Annotated in this window: 16 protein-coding genes and 2 pseudogenes; 13 read left to right on the forward strand and 5 right to left on the reverse strand. The window is 34.6% G+C overall.

Features of this window, described 5'->3' with window-relative positions; translation table 11 throughout:
- The first annotated feature begins 44 nt into the window (after positions 1 to 44).
- The 5 genes from GTO82_RS04305 to pyrR are packed head-to-tail and all read left to right on the forward strand — an operon-like array spanning position 45 to position 7110.
- Complete coding sequence (locus GTO82_RS04305) at positions 45 to 1001, forward strand: aspartate carbamoyltransferase catalytic subunit (RefSeq protein WP_061399840.1); 957 nt, start codon at positions 45 to 47, stop codon at positions 999 to 1001.
- Complete coding sequence (locus GTO82_RS04310) at positions 1001 to 2278, forward strand: dihydroorotase (RefSeq protein WP_180873930.1); 1278 nt, start codon at positions 1001 to 1003, stop codon at positions 2276 to 2278. The genes GTO82_RS04305 and GTO82_RS04310 overlap by 1 nt, the downstream gene beginning before the upstream one ends.
- Positions 2275 to 3363, forward strand: a complete 1089-nt coding sequence (locus GTO82_RS04315) for a carbamoyl phosphate synthase small subunit (RefSeq protein ID WP_180873932.1) — start codon at positions 2275 to 2277, stop codon at positions 3361 to 3363. Before GTO82_RS04310 ends, GTO82_RS04315 begins: the two co-directional genes overlap by 4 nt.
- Positions 3356 to 6544, forward strand: a complete 3189-nt coding sequence (gene carB, locus GTO82_RS04320) for a carbamoyl-phosphate synthase large subunit (protein WP_180873934.1) — start codon at positions 3356 to 3358, stop codon at positions 6542 to 6544. The genes GTO82_RS04315 and carB overlap by 8 nt, the downstream gene beginning before the upstream one ends.
- 29 nt (positions 6545 to 6573) lie before the next feature.
- On the forward strand, positions 6574 to 7110 hold the full coding sequence (pyrR, locus tag GTO82_RS04325) for a bifunctional pyr operon transcriptional regulator/uracil phosphoribosyltransferase PyrR (protein WP_011162102.1): 537 nt from the start codon (positions 6574 to 6576) through the stop codon (positions 7108 to 7110).
- A 52-nt stretch (positions 7111 to 7162) separates the two neighbouring features.
- On the opposite strand, the gene GTO82_RS04330 is transcribed toward pyrR, so the two are convergent.
- The 3 genes and pseudogenes from GTO82_RS04330 to GTO82_RS04340 form a co-directional block, all read right to left on the reverse strand.
- Positions 7163 to 7711 carry an isochorismatase family cysteine hydrolase gene (locus tag GTO82_RS04330; protein ID WP_053107645.1) on the reverse strand — a complete coding sequence of 183 codons (549 nt, stop codon included), beginning with the start codon at positions 7709 to 7711 and terminating at the stop codon, positions 7163 to 7165.
- 22 nt (positions 7712 to 7733) lie between these two features.
- The gene (gene ppc / locus GTO82_RS04335) at positions 7734 to 10472 is read right to left on the reverse strand and encodes a phosphoenolpyruvate carboxylase (protein ID WP_180873935.1); all 2739 of its coding nucleotides are present in this window, start codon (positions 10470 to 10472) and stop codon (positions 7734 to 7736) included.
- A gap of 67 nt (positions 10473 to 10539) precedes the next feature.
- Positions 10540 to 11653, reverse strand: a pseudogene (locus GTO82_RS04340) (glycosyltransferase).
- A gap of 55 nt (positions 11654 to 11708) precedes the next feature.
- Here GTO82_RS04340 and GTO82_RS04345 point away from each other — a divergent pair.
- The 6 genes from GTO82_RS04345 to GTO82_RS04370 all read left to right on the forward strand — a co-directional run bounded on the left by GTO82_RS04345 (position 11709) and on the right by GTO82_RS04370 (position 19055).
- Positions 11709 to 12377 (forward strand): DNA alkylation repair protein, encoded by a 669-nt coding sequence (locus GTO82_RS04345; protein ID WP_180873937.1) that lies wholly within the window; start codon positions 11709 to 11711, stop codon positions 12375 to 12377.
- A gap of 117 nt (positions 12378 to 12494) precedes the next feature.
- The gene (locus tag GTO82_RS04350; protein ID WP_180873938.1) at positions 12495 to 13196 is read left to right on the forward strand and encodes an ABC transporter ATP-binding protein; all 702 of its coding nucleotides are present in this window, start codon (positions 12495 to 12497) and stop codon (positions 13194 to 13196) included.
- Between the two features lie 9 nt (positions 13197 to 13205).
- Positions 13206 to 15776 (forward strand): FtsX-like permease family protein, encoded by a 2571-nt coding sequence (locus tag GTO82_RS04355; protein WP_180873940.1) that lies wholly within the window; start codon positions 13206 to 13208, stop codon positions 15774 to 15776.
- Between the two features lie 111 nt (positions 15777 to 15887).
- The gene (locus GTO82_RS04360; RefSeq protein ID WP_014567430.1) at positions 15888 to 17831 is read left to right on the forward strand and encodes a M13 family metallopeptidase; all 1944 of its coding nucleotides are present in this window, start codon (positions 15888 to 15890) and stop codon (positions 17829 to 17831) included.
- A gap of 107 nt (positions 17832 to 17938) precedes the next feature.
- Complete coding sequence (locus GTO82_RS04365) at positions 17939 to 18583, forward strand: nitroreductase family protein (RefSeq protein WP_004897242.1); 645 nt, start codon at positions 17939 to 17941, stop codon at positions 18581 to 18583.
- A 73-nt stretch (positions 18584 to 18656) separates the two neighbouring features.
- The gene (locus GTO82_RS04370; RefSeq protein WP_180873942.1) at positions 18657 to 19055 is read left to right on the forward strand and encodes a nuclear transport factor 2 family protein; all 399 of its coding nucleotides are present in this window, start codon (positions 18657 to 18659) and stop codon (positions 19053 to 19055) included.
- A 10-nt stretch (positions 19056 to 19065) separates the two neighbouring features.
- Here the strand turns inward: GTO82_RS04370 and GTO82_RS04375 are convergent, their stop codons facing one another.
- On the reverse strand, positions 19066 to 19659 hold the full coding sequence (locus GTO82_RS04375) for an RpiB/LacA/LacB family sugar-phosphate isomerase (RefSeq protein WP_260983185.1): 594 nt from the start codon (positions 19657 to 19659) through the stop codon (positions 19066 to 19068).
- Between the two features lie 153 nt (positions 19660 to 19812).
- On the opposite strand from GTO82_RS04375, the gene GTO82_RS04380 reads away from it, so the two are divergent.
- Positions 19813 to 20943, forward strand: a complete 1131-nt coding sequence (locus tag GTO82_RS04380) for a glycerate kinase family protein (protein ID WP_180873944.1) — start codon at positions 19813 to 19815, stop codon at positions 20941 to 20943.
- A 62-nt stretch (positions 20944 to 21005) separates the two neighbouring features.
- Positions 21006 to 21140 (forward strand): annotated as a pseudogene (locus GTO82_RS04385) (type II toxin-antitoxin system prevent-host-death family antitoxin); the annotation flags it as partial.
- A 64-nt stretch (positions 21141 to 21204) separates the two neighbouring features.
- On the opposite strand, the gene GTO82_RS04390 reads toward GTO82_RS04385, so the two are convergent.
- The gene (locus GTO82_RS04390) at positions 21205 to 22071 is read right to left on the reverse strand and encodes an SPFH domain-containing protein (RefSeq protein ID WP_180873946.1); all 867 of its coding nucleotides are present in this window, start codon (positions 22069 to 22071) and stop codon (positions 21205 to 21207) included.
- Between the last annotated feature and the right edge of the window lie 31 nt (positions 22072 to 22102).

A 22102-nucleotide genomic window follows, 5' to 3' on the forward strand; every position in this document is an offset into this window, starting at 1 on the left:
GTAATTAAATGCTTCAGGCCTTTTTGCTTTAGAAAGAATAAAAAATGGAAAATTTAAATCTTGTTAGTTTACCACATTTTGTTAGTGTAGAAAATCTGAGTGTTGAAGAAGTTGAAGCTTTAATTAATCGAGCAGAATATTTTAAAAATGGCGGAGCGACGCCTAATCTAACAGAGCCCATCTGTATTACTAATATGTTTTTTGAAGATTCAAGTAGAACGCATACTAGTTTTGAAATGGCTGAAAGGAAATTAGGTTTAACCGTAATCCCATTTGATCCTGCTCATTCTTCAGTTAATAAGGGAGAAACATTATATGATACATCCCTGATTATGGAAGCTGTGGGAGTGAATATTGAAGTAATTCGTCACTCACAAAATGAATACTATCAAAATTTAATCCGCCCTCAAAATCATCAACATTTAGATATTGGAATAATTAATGCCGGAGATGGCAGTGGACAACATCCAAGTCAATGTTTGTTAGACATGATGACAATTCATGAACATTTTAAGCAATTTAAAGGTCTAAAAGTAGCTATTGTTGGCGATATTACTAATTCACGAGTTGCTAAAAGTAATATGGAATTACTCCACCAGTTAGGAGCTGAAGTTTACTTTTCAGGACCTGAATATTGGTACTCGAAGGAATTTGATAAGTATGGAAAATATGAAGAACTAGATAAGCTAATTCCCGAGATGGATGTGATGATGCTCTTAAGAGTTCAACATGAAAGACACAGTGATGATCCTAATGAAAAGAATTTTGATGCAAAAGCATATCATGAAAAATACGGAATTAATAAGGGGCGCTATCAAGCATTAAAGCCGAATGCAATTATTATGCACCCAGGCCCAATTAACCACGATGTTGAATTAAGTGCAGATTTGGTGGAAAGCGACAAGTGTATGTTTACTCGTCAAATGCAAAATGGTGTGTTTATGAGAATGGCAATGATTGAAGCAGTCTTACGAGGAAGAAAATTAGGAGGACTCAAGTAATGACTACTGTAATTAAAAATGGAACTGTGTATCAAAACGGCCACCTAATCAAAGCTGATGTTTTAATCGATAGTCAAAAAATTAAGGCTATTGGAACTGACCTAGAAGGGGAAGAAACAATTGATGCTAGCGGGATGATAGTTAGCCCTGGTTTAGTGGATGTTCATGTTCATTATCGTGATCCCGGTCAAACTTATAAAGAAGACATCAAAACTGGTAGCCAAGCGGCAGCACGTGGGGGTTTTACAACCGTTGGTGCCATGCCTAATGTCACTCCGGTTCCTAATACAGCTGAATTAATGGAGAAAATGGTTAGAGAAAATCAAAAAAAGGGAGTAGTCCATATTCTCCAGTATGGCCCTATTACTAATGATGAAACAACTGATATTATTCCTGACTATGCGGAACTTAAGAAAGCAGGCGCATTTGCATTAAGTAATGACGGACATGGAGTTCAAAGTGCGCAGACAATGTATCTAGCCATGCAAAAGGCTAAAGAAAACAACTTAATTATTGCAGCCCATGCCCAAGATGATTCACTTTTTAATAAAGGAATTGTTAATGAAGGAGTAGCAGCTGAAAAATTAGACTTACCACCAGTTACAGAACTTGCTGAGACTACGCAAATTGCTCGTGATCTCCTTTTAGCACAAAAAACAGGAGTCCATTACCATATTTGTCATGTTTCTACAAAAACCGGTGTAGAATTAGTTCGTTTAGCAAAAGCACGAGGAATTAAGGTAACGTGTGAGGTTGCACCGCACCATATTTTATTGACAGATAGCGATATTCCAGAAGACGATCCTTACTTTAAAATGAATCCACCACTAAGAAGTAAAGAAGATCAAGCAGCTCTTTTAGTTGGGATGCTAGATGGAACAATTGATTTAATTGCTACTGATCATGCTCCCCATGCTAAAGCGGAAAAACAAGGTAGTATGCGAGAAGCCGCTTTTGGAATTACAGGAAGTGAGACAGCATTTAGCACTCTTTATACTAAATTTGTAAAGGAAGAGAAAGTTTTCACGCTTGAACAATTACTATCTCTTCTTACTGATAAGCCGGCTACAGTATTTGGGATAAAAAGCGCAGGTCTTCTTGCACCTGGTGAGAATGCAGATATTGCGATTTTTGATATTGAGCATCAAAAAGAAATTAAAGAAGAAGATTTTAAGTCTAAAGGAGTAAATACACCATTTACTGGTCATAAGGTATATGGCGAGACAATGATGACATTTGTTGATGGTAAAGTTGTATATCAAAGGGGAACAAAATGAAACGCTATTTAATTTTAGAAGATGGTAGCATTTATGAAGGCGAAGGCTTTGGAGCTGATTGTGAAAGTAGCGGTGAGGTTGTTTTTACAACAGGGATGACGGGCTATCAAGAAGCAATTACTGACCAAAGCTATGCTGATCAGATTTTGGTTTTTACTAATCCGTTAATTGGAAACTATGGAATTACTTTGGCAGATTATGAATCACTTGAACCTCAAATTAAGGGTGTGATTTGTCATCAAGTAGCGCGTTACCCAGACAATTGGCGTATGCAAACAACCTTGCCAAAGTTTTTAAAACAATTAAATATACCTGGCTTGCAGGAAATTGATACTCGTGAATTAGTTAAGAAATTAAGAATTCACGGTACTCTAAAAGGAAGAATTACTGATTCAAAAGAAAATGCAGCAAGTATTGCTCAAGAATTAAAGCAAAGAAACATTACCCAAGGTGTAATCAGCCGTGTTTCAACGAAAAATTCTTATCCAGTTCCTGGCTCGAAAAGAAATATAGTTGTTATTGACTTTGGTATTAAGCACAGTATTTTACGAGAATTAGCGGAGAGAGACTGTAACTGTATTGTCTTACCTTATACTGCAACAGCCGAAGAAATTTTAAATCTTAATCCAGACGGAGTGCTTTTATCAAATGGGCCTGGAAATCCAGAAGAAATGCTTATGGTTGCAAAAATGGTCCAAGAAGTTGAAAAACATGTTCCGCTATTTGGAATTTGTATGGGACACCAAGTCTTTGCTCTAGCAAATGGGGCTAGTACTTACAAAATGAAGTTTGGACATCGCGGCTTTAATCATCCTGTAAGAGAAATTGCCACTGGCAATATTGGTTTTACTTCACAAAATCACGGTTATGCGGTAGATCCGAAATCTATTGATAAAGAAAATTTGATGATTACTCATGTTGAAGTAAATGATGGCACAGTTGAAGGATTACGTCATAAAAAATATCCTGCCTTTTCAGTCCAATTTCACCCTGATGCAACTCCAGGCCCTCATGATGAAGACTCATTGTTTGATGATTTTATGTCAATGATTGACCAAAGAAAGGAAGAAGAGCGTCATGCCTAAGAGAACAGATATTCATAAGATTATGGTAATTGGTTCTGGTCCAATTATTATTGGCCAAGCTGCAGAATTTGATTATTCAGGAACTCAGGCTTGCTTAGCTCTTCGCGAAGAGGGCTATGAGGTAGTATTAGTTAATTCAAACCCAGCTACAATCATGACTGACACTACCATTGCAGACAAAGTTTATATTGAACCCCTAACTGTGGAATCAATCTCAAGAATCATTAGACAAGAGTATCCTAATGCAATTTTACCAACGCTTGGTGGGCAAGTTGGATTAAATATGGCTCTTTCATTAGCTAAAACAGGAATTTTAGATGAGTTAAATATTGAATTATTAGGAACAAGACTTTCTTCGATTGAACAAGCAGAAGATAGAGAGAAATTTAAAGAGTTATGTAAAGAATTGGGTGAGCCCGTTCCACCATCAACAACTGTTAATACAGTTGAAGAAGCTTTAGAGTTTGGCGATAGAATTGGCTATCCAATTATCGTTCGTCCAGCCTTTACTATGGGCGGAACTGGTGGTGGTATTTGTAATAATCATGAAGAGTTAGCAAAAATTGCCAAGAACGGATTAGAACTGTCACCTGTTACTGAATGTTTAATTGAGAAATCGATTGCGGGCTATAAAGAAATTGAATTTGAAGTAATGCGTGATCATGATGATAATGCAATGATTGTGTGTTGCATGGAGAATTTTGATCCAGTTGGAATTCACACTGGGGATTCGATTGTTTTTTCACCTAGTCAGACCTTGAGTGATAAAGAATACCAAATGCTTCGTGATTGCTCTTTACGTTTAATTAGGGCTCTTAAAATTGAGGGAGGTTGTAATGTTCAGCTAGCCTTAGATCCTAATAGCTTTGATTATGATGTCATTGAGGTGAATCCTCGAGTTTCACGATCCAGTGCATTGGCTTCAAAAGCAACCGGTTATCCTATTGCAAAAATGGCTGCAAAAATTGCAATTGGTATGACATTAGATGAGATTAAAAATCCGGTAACTGGAACAACGTATGCTGAATTTGAACCAGCTTTAGATTATGTCGTCTGCAAAATTCCTCGCTGGCCATTTGATAAGTTTTCTAAGGCCGACCGCACTTTAAGTACCCAAATGAAGGCTACTGGTGAAGTAATGGCAATTGGCCGAACAGCTGAAGAGGCAATGCAAAAAGCGGTAAGGTCTCTTGAAATTGACGAAAAAGATCTCTATTCTAAAGCAGCTCATCATGCAAGTGATGAAGAGATAGAACAAAAGCTAGTTAAAGCACAAGATGATCGACTCTTTTATTTGGCAGAAGCCTTTCGCAGAGGTTATAGTCTTGAAGATGTTCATGAATTAACCAAGATCAACTTTTATTTCTTAGATATTGTTAGTCACATGGTAGAGATGGAGAAAAATATCCAAGAAAATAAAGATAATCTTGAAACTTTACGTTTAGCTAAGAAATATGGTTTTAGTGATGCAACCATTGCTACTTTATGGAATGAAAGTATTGATCAGATTAGAGACTTGCGGAAAAATAATGGGATCATTCCAGTCTACAAGATGGTTGATACTTGCGCAGCAGAGTTTGAATCAAAGACGCCATACTTTTACTCAACTTATGATGGTGAAAATGAATCACATAAGTCTGGTAAAAAATCAGTAATTGTTATTGGTTCTGGTCCAATTAGAATTGGACAGGGTGTCGAGTTTGATTATGCAACTGTTCACTGTGTAAAAGCACTTCAAAAGATGGGCTATGAAGCAATCGTTATTAATTCGAACCCAGAAACTGTTTCAACGGACTTTTCAATTTCTGATAAATTATATTTTGAACCATTAACCTTAGAAGATGTATTGAATGTTTGTGATTTGGAAAAGCCCGAAGGTGTAATTGTCCAGTTTGGAGGACAAACTTCAATTAATTTAGCTGCTGGATTACAAGATCATGGGATTAAAATCTTGGGAACCAGTGTTAAAGATCTTAACCGTGCAGAAGATCGTGAACTATTCGATCAGATAATTAAGAAACTTAAATTAAATCAACCAAAGGGCTTAACTGCAACAACACATGAAGGAGTTATTAAAGCAGCTGAAGAGTTAGGGTATCCGGTTTTAGTTCGTCCAAGTTATGTGCTGGGTGGAAAGGCAATGGAAATTGTATATAACAAGGGCGAGCTTGAAGAATACTTGCATGATCACGTAGACATTGCAGCTGATCATCCAATTTTAGTAGATGACTATTTAGACGGTCGTGAGTGTGATGTCGATGCAATTTGTGATGGACAGGATGTTTTACTACCCGGAATTATGGAACACATTGAACATGCTGGTGTTCACTCTGGAGATTCAATGGCGGTTTACCCACCACAGAACTTTACGGATGAAGTTAAAGATAAGATTATGGATGTTACGCGTAAGCTTGCTCTTACTTTGAATTGTGTGGGAATTATGAACATTCAATTTATTGTGAGAAATGGTGAAGTTTATGTAATTGAAGTAAATCCTCGTGCAAGTAGAACAGTTCCATTTTTAAGTAAGATAACTGGAATTGAAATGGCACAAGTTGCCACCCGGGTAATTATGGGCGAAAGCCTAGCGCAGCAGGGCTACAGTGATGGTCTAGCACCTGAACCAGAAATAATTAGTGTTAAGGCTCCCGTTTTTAGTTTTAGCAAGTTAGCTGATGTAGACTCATATCTTGGGCCAGAAATGAAATCAACAGGTGAAGTAATGGGAAGCGACCATACTTTTGCGAAAGCTCTTTATAAGGCTTTTGCTGGAGCTAAAATGCAGTTACCTGAAAATGGAAATGTTTTGTTAACAATTGAAGACAAGGATAAAGAAAAGATTCTTCCAATTGCAAAGAGATTTACAAGAATTGGTTATCGGATTTTTGCTACTAAGGGTACAGCGGACTTTTTAAAGAATAATGGGTTACATGTTGATCTTGTAACTAAAGTTCATGAAAACGAAAATGCAGATGACAATATCTTAAATGAATTAAGAGAGGGAAGAATTGACTTAGTGATTAATACGATGGGGCATGATATTGAGAAGAATTCTGACGGCTTTATTATCAGACAAATGGCTATTCAACAGAATGTTCCATTATTGACAGCACTGGACACAGCTGACGCACTTTTAACATCTCTTGAAAATAGATCATTTGCAACAGACGCTTTAAAATAGTAATGCTCCCTGATTGAGGAAAAGAGACAATGGTAAAAGAAATTTGGGATAAGCCTGCAATGCAGCGAGCTATTGTGAGGATTACATATGAAATTATTGAAAGGTATAAGGGCGTAGATGAGCTGGTTTTAGTTGGAATCAAAACTCGTGGGGTTTATCTGGCACGTAGAATTGGGGATCGACTTGAAGAAATTGAAAAGAAGATTATTCCAGTAGGCGAACTAGATATAACCTCTTATCGAGATGATCGTAGAGTTGATATTAATCAAGAAAAGATTTCAAATTTAGAACCAGAAAATTTGAATATTACTAATAAACATGTTGTATTAGTAGACGATGTCCTTTATACCGGAAGAACTATTCGGGCTGCGATGGATGCTTTGATTGCAACTGGACGTCCAAAGTCAATTGCAGTTGCAGTTTTGGTGGACCGAGGACATCGAGAGTTACCAATTAAGGCAGATTTTGTTGGAAAGAACATTCCAACAGCCTTGAGCGAACAAGTAGCAGTTAATGTTAAAGAAATCGATGGTATTGATAGTATCGAGTTAATTAAATTAAAGTAGAAAAAAACTGTATCATTCTGAAAAATCAGATGATACAGTTTTTTTTGCTCTATTATTCTATTACTTTTGCGCCTAAGGCATTTTTAAAATGATCTAAGGCCCATTCTTGACCATGTTCAGTAAAGGTAGTAACACCTTTACTTGGAATAGTTAAATCATAGTTTAAATTATAGGCAGTCATAGCCGTATGAAGAACACAAATGTCTGTACATACTCCCGTTAACCATAGGTCGTTAATTTTACGTTCGCGTAAGTAGTTATCAAGATTAGTATTTTGGAAAGAAGAATAGCGATTTTTGTTAAATTTATATACTCGGTCACTAGACTTGTGAGCTTCATACCAATCTTTTAACTTACCGTATAACTCTTGTCCTGGTGTACCAACAATATTATGTGGTGGGAAGAGCTTATATTCCGGACTAAATGTATCACCGGTATGTCCATCAGTTGGAAAAATTACATAGTCTCCATTATCATAAAATTTATTTGCTAATTCGATTAAATAATCTTCTAAGGCTTGAGCTGGCTTTCCACAGGTAAGAGAACCATTGTCTGCAATGAAATCATTAGTGTAGTCAATAATTAATAGTGCTTTTTTCATATTTTGTCCTTAAAAATTAAAACTATCCCGAATTACGTAAGCCAGAGGTTACCCCATTAATGGTAATCGGTAAAATACTTTCATAAACGCCGGCAATCTCATCGACGCGGTCTCGTTTAATCATTTCAATTTGAATGTAGTTAAGAATATTGAAGTATGGCATCCGGTAATTTAAGCTCATCTTTAAACTTGGGTTATCTGCAAGTAATTCTTTGTTACCTTCAATTTGAAGGATTACTTCTTTAGTAAGTTTCCATTCTTGATAGATAGTATCAAAGACTTTTTTAGTATCTTCATCTTCACATAGGTCCGCATATTGTTTGGCAATATCCATGTTAGATTTGGAAAGAACCATATCAACATTGGAGAGAAGGGAGTGGAAGAAAGGCCAACCTTGATACATCTTTTGTAAGGTGTGGAGGTTATTAGGATTGGCATCAATGAAGTGCTTGAAGGCAGAACCAACACCATACCAACCAGGGAACATAATTCGACTTTGTGACCATGAAAATACCCAAGGAATAGCTCTTAAGCCTGAAAAATCAGTAATCTTCTTTCTTGCCGCTGGACGAGAACCAATATTTAAGTTGGAAATTTGCTTAATTGGTGTAGCTTGCAAGAAGTAGTCAAGAAAAGCTGGTGTTTCAAAAACAAGCTTACGGTAAACTTTATTACTGTCTAAAACAATTTCATCCATTGAGGAACGGAATCCGCCAATATCATCTTCACTTACAATTTGTTTAGAAACAATACGATCGATAGTAGCTGAGGCCAGCATTTCCAAATTGTAGTAAGCAGTATCTTGATTACCATACTTGTTTTGAATGATCTCACCTTGTTCAGTCATTCGAATACGGTCATTAATTGAGCCAAAAGGTTGAGCAGTAATAGCTTCATAAGAAGGACCACCACCACGTCCAACAGTTCCACCACGGCCGTGCATGAAGGTAATGTTAACACCCAATTTCTTGCCCATTGCAGTTAAGTCTTTCTGAGCTTTATAGAGATTCCAGCAAGAAGCTAAGTAACCACCATCTTTATTTGAGTCAGAGTAACCTAGCATAATTTCTTGGTAATTATTTTGAGAAGAAAGCCACTTTTTAACAATGTCGAGATTTAGAAATTCTTTCATAATTTCACGAGAGTTTTCCAAATCTTCAACTGTTTCAAATAATGGCACAACTTGAATGCGAGCACCTTGATTATTTAAAAGATCGTATTCTTTAAGCATGATTGCTTGTTCAAGAAGATCAGAGACACTTTCAGTATGAGAAATAATGTGTTGTTTAATTACATCTTCACCAATACAATCCTTGAGTTGACGAGCAGTCTTGTAGATCTTTAATTCCTTTTGGAGCAATTCAGATTTTGGCTTATTGTTAGCGTGAAGATTACGTGGATCATTGTTTAACTCATTAAGTAAAACTTTAACCTTATCTTTTTCTGGTAAGTCACTATAATCATCACAAATTCCGGCACTCTTTAGCAATTCAGCAACACAAGCTTCGTTTACACTAGAATCTTGACGCATATCAATTGTTGCCAAATGGAAACCAAAGATATCAATTGCTTCTAATAGCTCAGTAAAGAAACTTCTAACTACAGCTTGGTCATGATCTTCTTCAAGCGATTCTTTAATTGTAATTAAATCAGCTTTAAAATCTTGTGGATTCTTGTAAACAGGAATTTTGTCTAAGTTTTCCAAATCGCGTTTTTTAACAAAACTATTTTTATCAGCTGTGCCTAAAAGAGTATATTCAGTATGAAGTAAACGGCTCTCAATATAATAGAAAGCACGACGATATGGTTCATTAGTTCTAAACGGTGAATCATCATTTGAGAGCGCTGATAATTTTTCAACAGCGGATGAAGGCTTCATATAAGAAGTAGACATTGAAATCGTGCGGTAGAGCTTGTTTAGCTGTTTAATATAATATTCAAAAATTACCTGGCTTTGTAAAGTGGCACTCAACTTTAATGTTTCGGCAGTAACGTATGGATTCCCATCACGATCGCCTCCGATCCACATTCCCATGGTAATTGGGGTGGCACCAGCTAGATTTAAATTATGTTTTTTAGCTAATTCTTGATAGCGAGCTGTAAATTTAGTAATAGCCGGAATCAAAGCCTTAGGATAGTATGCTAAAACGTTTGTAATTTCATTAGAAACCTGTAGTTTATGGCTACGAATAATATCGGTTTGCATTAAAATCTCAATGTAAGCGCGGAGTTTTTCAGTCCATTCAGCTTGGTTAATAGTTCCGTTTTTAACTTCACGGTAACTACGTAATAGACCATGGATTTGATCGGTTAATTCAAGGACAGTTTTTCTTTGAACTTGAGTAGGGTGAGCAGTTAAAACTGGAACTACATTAACATGCTTAAGAATTTCACTGGCATTTTCTTTTTGAGAAACTAAGTCAATCGTATCTTCAAGTTTACCAAGATAGTCTTGATCCGTATTATTGAGTAAGTTAACTTCACTAGCTAACTCTACATCTTCAGAAATATTAACTAATAAAGGTAAAGTTGCAAAATAACGTGCAACGACAATCATTTCTTGATTAGTAAGGCTAGCAATTTGCTTTTCAAGAGCATCGTAGTCTTTTTGGGCAGAGATCTTAATTAAATCTTGAATTTTATTAAAAATCACATCCCCACTTAATTGACGTGTACTTTCGTTAAGTAAGTTGGTCAAAATTTTAACTTCTTCAGCTACCATTGCATGATCGCTGCTATTTTCTAACTTCTTGATGGACATTAAAAAAGTTTCCTCCTTTTTGTGAAAGATTTAACATAAGAATAACACATATTTTTATGTTTGAATATTAGTTTGAAAGATAATTTTTTTGAGCGTTTTTCATCATTGTTAGGAGCTTTTTAGCAGAAAATTGAACTGTAAGAGATTTAGCATAATTTTGGTAATTTGCACTCATCATTTTTAAATCTTTAGGATGATTAATCCAATAATCAATTCTTTGAGCTAAAATTTCGCTGCTACCAGCTGGAAAAAGATTGTTAGGACTTAAAGCATATGAACTGGTAGAAGAGAGAGGACTTTGGGCAATTATGGGTACATAACCAGTCGCAAAAGCTTCCATGCAAGCCATCCCTTCAACTTCCACGTTAGCACAATGAACAACAATATTGGATTGATCCATGATCTGTTTTAAGTCATTTCTAGAATAAAAGCCAAGCTGAGCATTAATCTTTAGTCTTTGGCAAAGGGAGATATATTCATTCTTTAAGGGTCCTTTGCCAGCTAAAATTAATTTGATTCTATCTTTGTATTTACTACGTCCGATAGCTTTAATTAAGGTCTTTTGATCTTTTTCATTTAAAAAACGACCGATTGAAAGGATTGTAAAGGGATCAGTCGTTGTTGTTCGTTGATTACTCTGTAAATAATAGTCACTAATGCCATTAGAAATAACTATTAACTTGGATTTGAAGTTATATTTTTTTAAACGTTGTTCGACCTTAGTAGTGGGACATTGTAAATAGCTACAGTAATTAAAAGTAGTATCACGAAATAATCTCATAAAAGCAGAATTGATGCTACCATGGTCTAAAATCGGTACTGAAGCAGTCAGATTTTCAGGATAAAGATGAAAAGTACCTGTAATTGGCTTTCTCATCTGTTTGGGCGCTCCAGCAAACAGGAAAAGGATCTTTCAAGTGGACTAAATCTGCCCATCTAATAGCCTCTTTAATTATTTCTTTTTTAGGTTTAGCAAAATGAAATCCTTCTTTGGCAATAATATTTTTAAAAACTGGGATGGTCATTATTGGAAGAGGATAATCTGGTTCTCCGCCTGCAATGGAAGAAAGGATACGAACATCTTGATCCATTTTTTTAAATTCGCGAACAAAGCGCTGCGTTGAGATTGACATGCCATTGCTTTTATTGAAATAATCATCGATAACAATTAAAATTTTCATGATTATTCTCCCTCTAGTAATTACTACATGTATTTTAACAAGTAAGGAAACTGAAGTGAAAGAAATAGATAAGTATCAAGAATTAAAACAAAATTTAATTGAAAACAGTAATCCAGATTTAGCAAAACAAATGGAAAAGTATTTACGAAATAAATTTAAATTTTATGGTTTAAAGTCACCCGAAAGACGTAAGAGTTACCATGATCTAATCAAAGCAGAGAAGAAAAATAAAAAAATTGATTGGAAGTTTCTTGATCAAGCTTGGTCTGATTCGCATCGAGAAGCCCAATATTTTGTTTGTGACTATTTAATTTCACTAGAAAAGTATTTAACTTTTGAAGATATTGACCATATTTTTTATTATGTAAAGTCAAAGCGATGGTGGGATACAATTGATAGTTTGATAAAACCAATTGGTAAAATTGGCTTAAGAGATGAAAGAGTGAATGAGCTAATGCTTGCCTGGTCAAAAGATAATGATTTTTGGGTAAGAAGGGTAGCAATAGAGCACCAACTTTTACGTAAAGATAAGATGAATATTGAATTATTAGAAAAAATTCTAGAAAATAACCTAAATAGTTCGGAATTTTTTATTAATAAGGCAATTGGTTGGGCATTACGTGATTATTCTAAAACTAATCCTGAGTGGGTAAGAAAATTTATTAAAGACCATAGTTCTAAAATGGCACCTCTTTCGATTAAAGAGGGTGGCAAATATTTGTAGTAGTTTTTCGGCATTAAAAGCACCTTTTTTTCATTGAAGAAGGAGCTTTTTATTAATATAAATAGTCAATTTTTCATAAAATATACTTAGAAGAGATTAAACATAGGGGATGAAAAAATGGCTTTTATTGAATTGAAGAATTGCTCGAAAAAATATGGTTCAGGTAGTACAGTCGTCTGGGCAAATAAGAATATTAGTTTTGATATTAAGCAAGGTGAGCTAGTAATTATTTTAGGTTCTTCAGGAGCAGGGAAATCAACATTATTAAATATCTTAGGCGGCATGGAAAACGTTACTGAAGGTGAAGTTATTATTAATGGTAATAACATTGCTAAATATTCGGCTAAGGAATTAACTAAGTATCGTAGAAATGAAATTGGATTTGTCTTTCAATTTTATAACTTAATTCCTAACTTAACAGCGAAAGAAAATGTTGAACTTGCAAATGAATTGGTTACTAATCCAATTGATGCCGAAGTTGCTTTGAAAGAAGTGGGACTTGAAAAGCGGATTAACAATTTTCCGTCACAGTTATCTGGTGGTGAGCAGCAAAGAGTAGCAATAGCCCGTGCCATTGCTAAAAATCCATCGCTATTACTTTGCGATGAACCAACGGGGGCTTTAGACTATCAGACCGGTAAAAAAGTACTGAAGATTTTACAAGATCGAAGTTTAAAGAAAAATTCTACTGTGGTTATTGTTACTCATAATGCAGCTTTAGCCCCAATTGCTGATAAAATAATTAGAATTCAAGATGGAAAAGTAAAGCAAATTGAAAATAATTCTTCTCCGCAAGATATTGCCCAAATTGAATGGTAGGTGAGTGAGATGAACAGAAGAATTTTATGGAAGGATGCTCTCAGCTCGCTTAATCATTCATGGGGCCGCTTCATCGGAATTCTACTGCTAATGGCAGTTAGTGCTTTTGCTTTTATTGGACTAAAAATGGCTGGTCCAGATATGAGAAATACTGCTCAGACTTATTATCAAGATGTAAATTTAGCAGATTTAACAGTTAGCTCAAATTATGGACTGGACAAAAACGATACACAAACTATTAAGAAACAGGCAAAAAAAGCTACTCTTGATTTTGGATATTTACAGGATACAACTATCAATAATTCAAAGACTAGTCTGCGTGTTTTATCAGAGAGTAAAAATATTTCTACTAGTCAATTAATTAGTGGGAACCTTCCGAAGAAAGATAATCAAATTGCCATTAGCTATTTGCTTAGAGATAAATATCATATCGGGGAATGGATTACTTTAAATGAACATTCTAATCTAAAAAATAGTAGGTTTAAGATTGTTGGCTTTATACGGCCAAGTGAATATACCGATAAAAGTAATCTTGGGCAGACTAATGTTGGAACTGGTCAACTTTCCGGAGTTGCTATAGTTAAGAAAAGTGCTTTTAAGGCTCAAAGTTATAGTATTGCCCGAATTCGATTCAATAAAACTAAAGAGCTAGATCCGTATTCTAGTACTTATCAAAAATTTATCGATAATAAAAAAGAAAGACTTACTAATTCTTTGGCGCAGAATAGTAAGTTGAAAAAAACAGAAGTTGATAATAATTTTAAGGACGCCCAGAAACAAATTAGGCAGGCTAAAGAGCAGATTCAGTTAGCTGAAAATAACGGCTTAGATATGAGCCGTGAAAAAGCAAGGCTAGAAAAGCAGCAAAAGAAACTGAATGAACAGGAGCAAGAAATTAAGCAGTTAGGCAGCATTTCATATTATGTTAATGATCGTAAAAATGATTCAGGATACGATACTTATCAGTCTAATTCAGAAAAAATTGAATTAATCACTAATATATTTCCAGTCTTTCTATTTGCAGTAGCAGCTTTAGTGAGTTTTTCAACGATGACTCGTTTTATTGATGAAGAACGACAAAATATTGGTGTCTTAAGAGCCTTGGGTTACAGTAAATTAGATACAAGTCTAAAATTTGTTATCTACAGCTTAACTGCTGCTTTAACAGGTGTATTCATTGGAGCAATAGGTGGGTACTGGATTCTGCCACGAATAATTTTTAATGCCTATACAGCAAACCTGACATTAACGAATTTTCAGAGCGGTTTTTCATGGAAATACTTATTCTTAACCTTCTTAATTTCTATTCTCTGTACTACGGGGGCTGCGGTAATTCAATTGTTTATTGTTTTGTGGGCCAAGACAAGTGAATTATTGTTACCTAAGCTGCCGAAAAATGGTTCGCAGATTTTACTAGAAAAAATTAAACCTTTTTGGCAACATTTAAGTTTTAATTATAAAGTTACTTTGAGAAATATTTTTCGCTATAAAGTAAAAATGATTATGACTATTCTAGGTATTGCGGGATGCACTGGCTTATTAATGATGGGATTTGGGATTCGTGATTCACTAGCGGGTATTGGACAAAAACAATATAGTGAGATTATTAAGTATGATCTAATTGCGATTGATAAAAATTCTCTGTCTAGCGAACAAAGCACTAAATTAAATCAAAAGCTTTCCTCTAGTCAGGTAAATAAATATTTGCCGGTATATTTTGAAAATGTCTCGAAAAAAATTGCCGGTACTAATCAGGATCTTTCGATAATTGTTCCAGAAAAAAGTAGTCAGATTAGCAAATATATTAGTTTGAGAAATAGATCCTCTGGTCAAAAAATCAACTTAAATAGTCGGGGAATAGTTATTTCAGAAAAATTGGCTAAGTTACTGAATTTAAGTATTGGGGATGAGTTAAGTTTAGTAACTACTAATGGCAAAAAAGTAAAATTACCTATTAGTAATATCTGTGAAATGTATATGGGACACTATGTCCTAATGAATTCGAATGTTTATCAAAAGTACTTTAATAAAAAAGTAAATTCAAATGCCCAATTAATTGAGTTAAATAATAAAAAACAAACTAATTCCTTTGCGAATTCTTTGATGAAAACTGGAGCAGTTAGTGCAATTAATTTAAATACTAATAATCAACAAATTATCGATAGTTTGATCCAAAGTATGAATAAAGTAATATTTCTATTGATTGGGCTAGCTGCACTATTAGCAGTGGTGGTGATTTTTACTTTAACGACAACCAATTTAGAAGAGCGAATGAGAGAAATTGCAACCTTAAAAGTATTAGGTTTTTACAATAATGAGGCCAGCTTATATATTTATCGAGAGACGATTATTTTATCAATTTTTGGTATTTTAATTGGATTTTTAATTGGTAATTGGCTACACGGCTTTATTATTGACAATTTAGCTCCCCTAAATGCAATGTTTAGACCTGGAATTTTGTTTAGTAATTATTTATTGTCAGCTTTAATTCCCTTAGTCATTACAGGTATTATGGCAATTTTCGTAAATCGTAAGATTAAAGAAGTTAATATGCTAGAAGCATTGAAATCAGTAGATTAAAAAATAAACCGTACGGAGAGATACGTACGGTTTTATTTAGGACGATATTTTAAATTTAATTTAATCATGATATCATTTAATTAATATTACGATTAAATGGAAGGTAATTAAATGAGAAAATACTTTAGCGTTCGCGGTGGTGCAGGTGATTTAACTAAGCCTGATATTAATACTAGACCACAAGATAATCTTTACTTGGCAGTTAACTCAGAATGGCTTTCAAAAGCAAAAATTCCAGCTGACAGAACTTCAACCGGAATTAACTTGATTTTAGATATGCGAATCGAAGATCAATTGATGAAGGATTTTGCCAAATTTGCTGACGGGAAAAAGGAGATTCCTACTATACCAAATTTTGCAAAAGCAATTAATCTTTATAAATTAGCAATTGATTTTGATAAAAGAAATAAAGAACAGGCAGAGCCAATCAAAGCTGATTTAGAAAAATTAACATCATTAAATAGCTTTGAAGAATTTAATAAACAAGCTGCTGACTTGTTTGCAAAAGGATATGACTTACCATTCAATATTTTTGTAATGGAAGATATGAAGGATACTGATCATAATGCCTTATATGCAGAAGGACCAGGTACATTTTTGCCAGATACTACTGCATATCAAAGTGATGATGCTGAAAAATTGCTTTCTACTTTGGAAAAGCAAACAGTTAAGTTACTTGTAATGGCTGGAGTAGAGGAAGAACAAGCAAAGACTTGGGCAAGTAAGGGTATTGAATTTGATAAAAAACTTGCCAAAGTTTTAAAGTCGACTGAAGAATGGGCTGACTATGCAGCTGTCTATAATCCAGTTAAATTGGCAGATTTTGAAGCTAAATTTGAAAATTTCGACATCAATGCTTTCTTAAAACAGCTTTTACCTGAATTACCTGATCAAGTAATTGAAGCAGAGCCACGTTATTTTGATCATATCAATGAATTTTTAAATAATAGTGAATTTGACGAAATCAAGAGCTGGATGATTGTTAAGTTTATTAATGGGGGAGCTAATTACTTATCTCAAGACTTTAGAGAAGCAGCTTTTCCATTTAGACAAGCTGTTTATGGGGTGCCTGAAATGCCAGCACAAGATAAGCATGCATATCGTTTAGCAAATGCGGCTTTTGATGAAGTTGTTGGGATTTATTACGGTAAAGCTTATTTTGGCGATGATGCTAAAAATGATGTAATTAGCATGATTAAGAATATGCTAAAAGTATACGAACAAAGAATTCAAGATAATGACTGGCTTTCCGAATCAACTAAGAAACAAGCTATTGTTAAATTGCAAGCCTTAAAACTCAAAATTGGTTATCCAGAAAAGAATCAGGCCGTTTTTGACCGACTAGTAGTTGATCTAAATAAGAGTCTATATGAGAATCAAGCTCTTATTAATCAAGAAAAGATTAAAGACAACTTGCAAAAGCTAAATCAAGTTCCTGATCGAAGCGTTTGGGCAATGCCCGGTAATCTAAACAATGCTTGCTATGACCCACAAAAGAATGATTTAACTTTCCCAGCTGGAATTTTGCAAGCGCCATTTTATGATGCAAAACAATCTCGTGCAGCTAACTATGGTGGAATTGGAGCAACTATTGGTCACGAAGTTTCTCATGCTTTTGATAATAATGGGGCCCAATTTGATGAAAAGGGTAATATGAAGAACTGGTGGACTAAAGAAGACTTTGCTGAGTTTAATAAACGTACTAAGGCCGTTGCCGATATTTTCGATGGCTTACAGTATGGACCAGCTAAGTTAAATGGTAAGCAAGTTGTTTCTGAAAACATTGCCGATTTAAGTGGTCTTTCTTGTGCAATTGCTGCTAATAAAGCAGAAGGCGGGGAGATGAGAGATCTCTTTGAAACTTATGCGAAGAGCTGGATGCAAAAACAACGTCCAGAATCAATTACAGCAGAAGTTCAATCAGACGTACATGCACCGCAACCAACAAGAGTTAATATTCCTGTTCAAAATCAAGATGAGTTTTACAAAGCTTATAATGTAACTCCAGAAGATGGAATGTGGCTAGATCCTGAAGATAGAATTACTATTTGGTAATACAAAACAGAGAGGTTATAAATTATAATCTCTCTGTTTTTCTATGCCATAAATTTTATACTATAATACTCAATGTAAGCGCTAATAAACATAGGAGGATAAACTATATGGCACAATTTAAAAACAATGATTTTGGAGATGTATTACTTAATCGTCATTCGGTGCGGCATTTTGATAAAGGCGTGAAAATTTCGCGGGCTGAATTGAGAGAAATAGTTAAAGAAGCAACTACTGCGCCTTCTGCATGTAATTTACAAGCATGGCAATTTGTAGTAGTGGATACTGATGAAGGTAAGAAGAAATTACATGAATTTTACATGCCATTTAATAATCCACAAATTGACACCTCAAGTGCAGTTATTCAGATTTTTGGTAACACTTTAGCCTTTAAGAAGTACCGTGCATTATGGGATCAAATGTATGCAGAAAAGAGAATCTCAAAAGAAGAACTAGATAAAGTTTATAATACATTTTTACCATTATATGAGCATGCCGATAAAACAATGCTTACGGCTGATGCAATGGTTGATTCTTCACTTGCTGCAATGCAGTTGATGCTAATTGCTAGAGCACATGGATATGAAACAAATGCAATGGCTGGTTATGATGCAAAGAAAGCTGCAAGTGTAATGGGACTTGATCCAGAGCAGTATGTTCCAGTAATGGGGATTGCTATTGGAAAACCAGATAAAAATGTAGAAGAACTGAAGTCAGTTAGATATCCAGTTGACGAAGTTTTGAAATTCGAATAAAGATAATACTTCGATTTTAAAGGTGGAAATTTATTTCTGCCTTTTTCTATAATCCTTTGAAAAATAGAAGGGCATGACAGTGAAGAGTAAAGAGCAAGTAATAAAAAGATATTTTAACTCGTGGATTGTTCCAAACTTTAAAGATTTTGAGGATACTTTTAGTAAAAATGCTAGCTATAGTGAATGTTATGGTCCAATTTATAGGAATAAAGCTGAAATTATAGCTTGGTATAAAGATTGGAATAAGAATGGACAAGTGTTGGAATGGCCAATTAAGAATATTTGGATTGATAATGAGATAGCTTTTGTTGAATGGTATTTTAAATGTAATTATAAGAGTAGAATTAGTGAGTTTGATGGTGTATCAATTATTAAATTTGATGAAGCAAATAAGATAATTTCTGTGAAAGAGTTTCAATCAGATTCTAGGCATGTTTATCCGTATGAAAATAAGACTTCCGCCTTTGTCTAGGGCAGAAGTCTTATTTATTACGTTCAACTTTGATTTTTCTAAGTGTATCAATTAATTCGTGATCTGTTCCATTTTTTACAATAAAATCAAAAACAGGATCATAATTAAGAACTGGAATAAGGAGTTCAGGATTTAAATCAGGAAGAAAAGAAAGCATAGCTTTTTTAGTTAGCTGGTTAGGGTCTTTTACTTCTTTAGTATTTTTTATTTTATGTTTTGCTTCCCCAGTAGGATATCCTTTACCCCAAGGTTTAGTAAAAAGGGTCTTCATAGTTTCTGAAAAATTAATTTCACCGCTCCAGCCCCAGTTTAGGCCTAGAGGAAAAGAAACAACATTACCGTCATTAATATGACTAAATAGATAGGCGTCTTGTGGGGTAGGGATGTAGCCGCATTGAATATTTGAAAATGTATTACATGCAAGCATCATTCCTTGTCCTGAACTACAACCAGTAACAACAAAATCAAGCGCTCTACTATTAATCAATAAAGCAATTGCTAGTGAAATTTGTACATAAGATAAAGTAGTAGTCCTGTCTTGATAAATTCCAAAATTGATTAATTCATCGTCAGGTGAGATGGCTTGTTTGATGTAATGCTCCAATATCTTGTTTTTTCTTTTTGTGAGGTTCCTTGAATAAGTCCGATTTTCATTTTTTTACGCTTATAGTTAAAACATAATGTATTATTCTTTAAGTGTATTATACAGTGAAAAATAATAGAATGAACATAGAGAATAAAAATAGAGGACTTAATAATGACAAAATATGTAGTAGCTCCTGATTCATTTAAGGAAAGCATGACAGCTAAAGAGGTCTGTGATGCGATGGAAAAGGGAATAAAAATTGTTGATAAAGACGCCGAAGTAATCAAAGTACCTATGGCAGATGGTGGAGAAGGAACAGTTGATTCTTTAGTAGATGCGACACAGGGTCAAAGAGTTATAGTTGAAGTTACAGGTCCGCTTGGAAATAAGATAAGTGCATATTATGGAATTCTAGGTAATGGGACAACTGCTGTAATTGAAATGGCTAAGGCGAGTGGCTTAGAAATAGTAGAAAAGAAGAAGCGTAATCCAATGATAACCACTACTTTTGGTACTGGTGAATTGATTAGGGATGCCTTAGATCACAACGTTAAAGAAATTATTATTGGATTAGGCGGCAGCAGCACTAATGATGGCGGTAGCGGCATGGCTCAAACTTTAGGAGCAAAACTACTTGATCAAAACAATCATCAAATTCCTTTTGGTGGCGGAAATTTAGATAAACTAGACAAAATTGATATTTCTAACTTAGATTCAAGATTGCAAGATGTAAAAATAATTTTAGCAAGTGATGTTACTAATCCATTAATTGGTAAAGAGGGTGCATCAAGAGTTTTTGGACTGCAAAAAGGTGCCACACCAGAAATGGTTGAAAAACTTGAAAATAATTTACAGCACTACGCTAAAATTGTTAAGCGTGATTTGAATAAAGATGTTGCCTCAGTGTCAGGCGCTGGAGCGGCAGGTGGTTTAGGAGCTGGTTTAATGGCTTTCACTACTTGTGAAATGAGGCGAGGAGTAGATCTTGCAATTGAAGTAACCAAACTAGAAGAAAAAATTAGTGATGCTGACTATGTCTTTACCGGAGAAGGTGGCACAGATTTTCAAACCAAATTTGGAAAAACACCATATGGAGTTGCTAAATTAGGTAAAAAGTATCATAAGCCAGTTATCTCATTAGCAGGCTATCTAGGGGAAGGAATTGATAGTTTATATAGTGAAGGCTTCACTGCAATTTTTGGAATTATTCCCGGAGCGTGTGATCTTTCAACTGCTTTGAAAAATGGACCAAGTAATGTGGCTAGAACTACAGAAAATATAGTTCGTTTACTTAATTTTTAAAGGTTGTAGACCCGATATTGCTGATGAATTAGCTATAATATGCATACTAAGGAGGAAAATTCATGACATTGGTATTAACTCAAAGTGATTTTAGAGCAAATCTAACGAAATACTTAGACCAAGTTAATGATGATGAAATAGTTTATATTGTTAGATCTAATAGCCGTTCAGTAGCAGTTCTTTCACAAAAAATGGACAGCAATTTAGAATAGAGCAAAAAAACTTCTACTTTTTAATGGTAGAAGTTTTTTAGTGTTCGTATTAATTTTCACTTTGATCCCAAATCTTTTTAGCAGCTGGGATTTTACCTAAATCAGTGATTTCATCTTTATCTAATACAACTAAATTGTTAGGTCCTTGTGCTAGTTGGTTAAAACTATCTAGGCTTTGATTTCTGAAATAACCATCGCCGGCTTTATCAAGAGCTTGTTGTAATTTATCAATTCGATAAGCATCTGCATCTGCTTGAGTTTTTACAGCTTCGGCATTTGCTTTAGCAGTGGCAACCAATGCATCATTCTTAGCTTTAGTAGTTAATTCAATATTTCTAGCTTCACCTTCCGCACGAGCAATAGCGGCAGTTTTTTCACGGTCAGCAGTTAACTGCTTATCCATGGCCTTTTGAATTTCTGGGCTAGGAAGCAATTCATCCACATTAACACGAACTACTTGAATTCCATAAATATCAGTTAAATCGCCAATTGCTTTTGATAGTTGGGCATTGATTTCACTAGTTGAACCCAATGCTTCATTCAATTCCATTCGTCCGATAATATCACGTAAATGACCACGAATTAATTGCACCATCGATTCAACGGAGTCAGTATTGTTGTAAAAATACTTGTATGCATCAGTGACAAGATAGTTTAAGGTTAGGCTGGTTGTGATTTCAGCATTATCCTTAGTGATAATACGATATTTAGAAATTTCTAAAGGCTGCAAAGCTAAGCTTACCTTTCTCAAGCTTTGAAAAATTGGCCAAATAAAAACTAAACCCGCTTTAACCGTCCTAGAGTATTTACCTAACGTTTCGACTAAACCGACATAATTTTGCGGTACGATTCGCAAACCACATAAAAAATAGATAATAATTAGTAAAAAAATTACTCCTATAAAAACATACGTCATCCCTATAGCCTCCATTAATTGAATTTAATGA

The organism is Lactobacillus johnsonii, assembly GCF_013487865.1.
In the GTDB taxonomy this organism is placed as follows: domain Bacteria; phylum Bacillota; class Bacilli; order Lactobacillales; family Lactobacillaceae; genus Lactobacillus; species Lactobacillus johnsonii_A.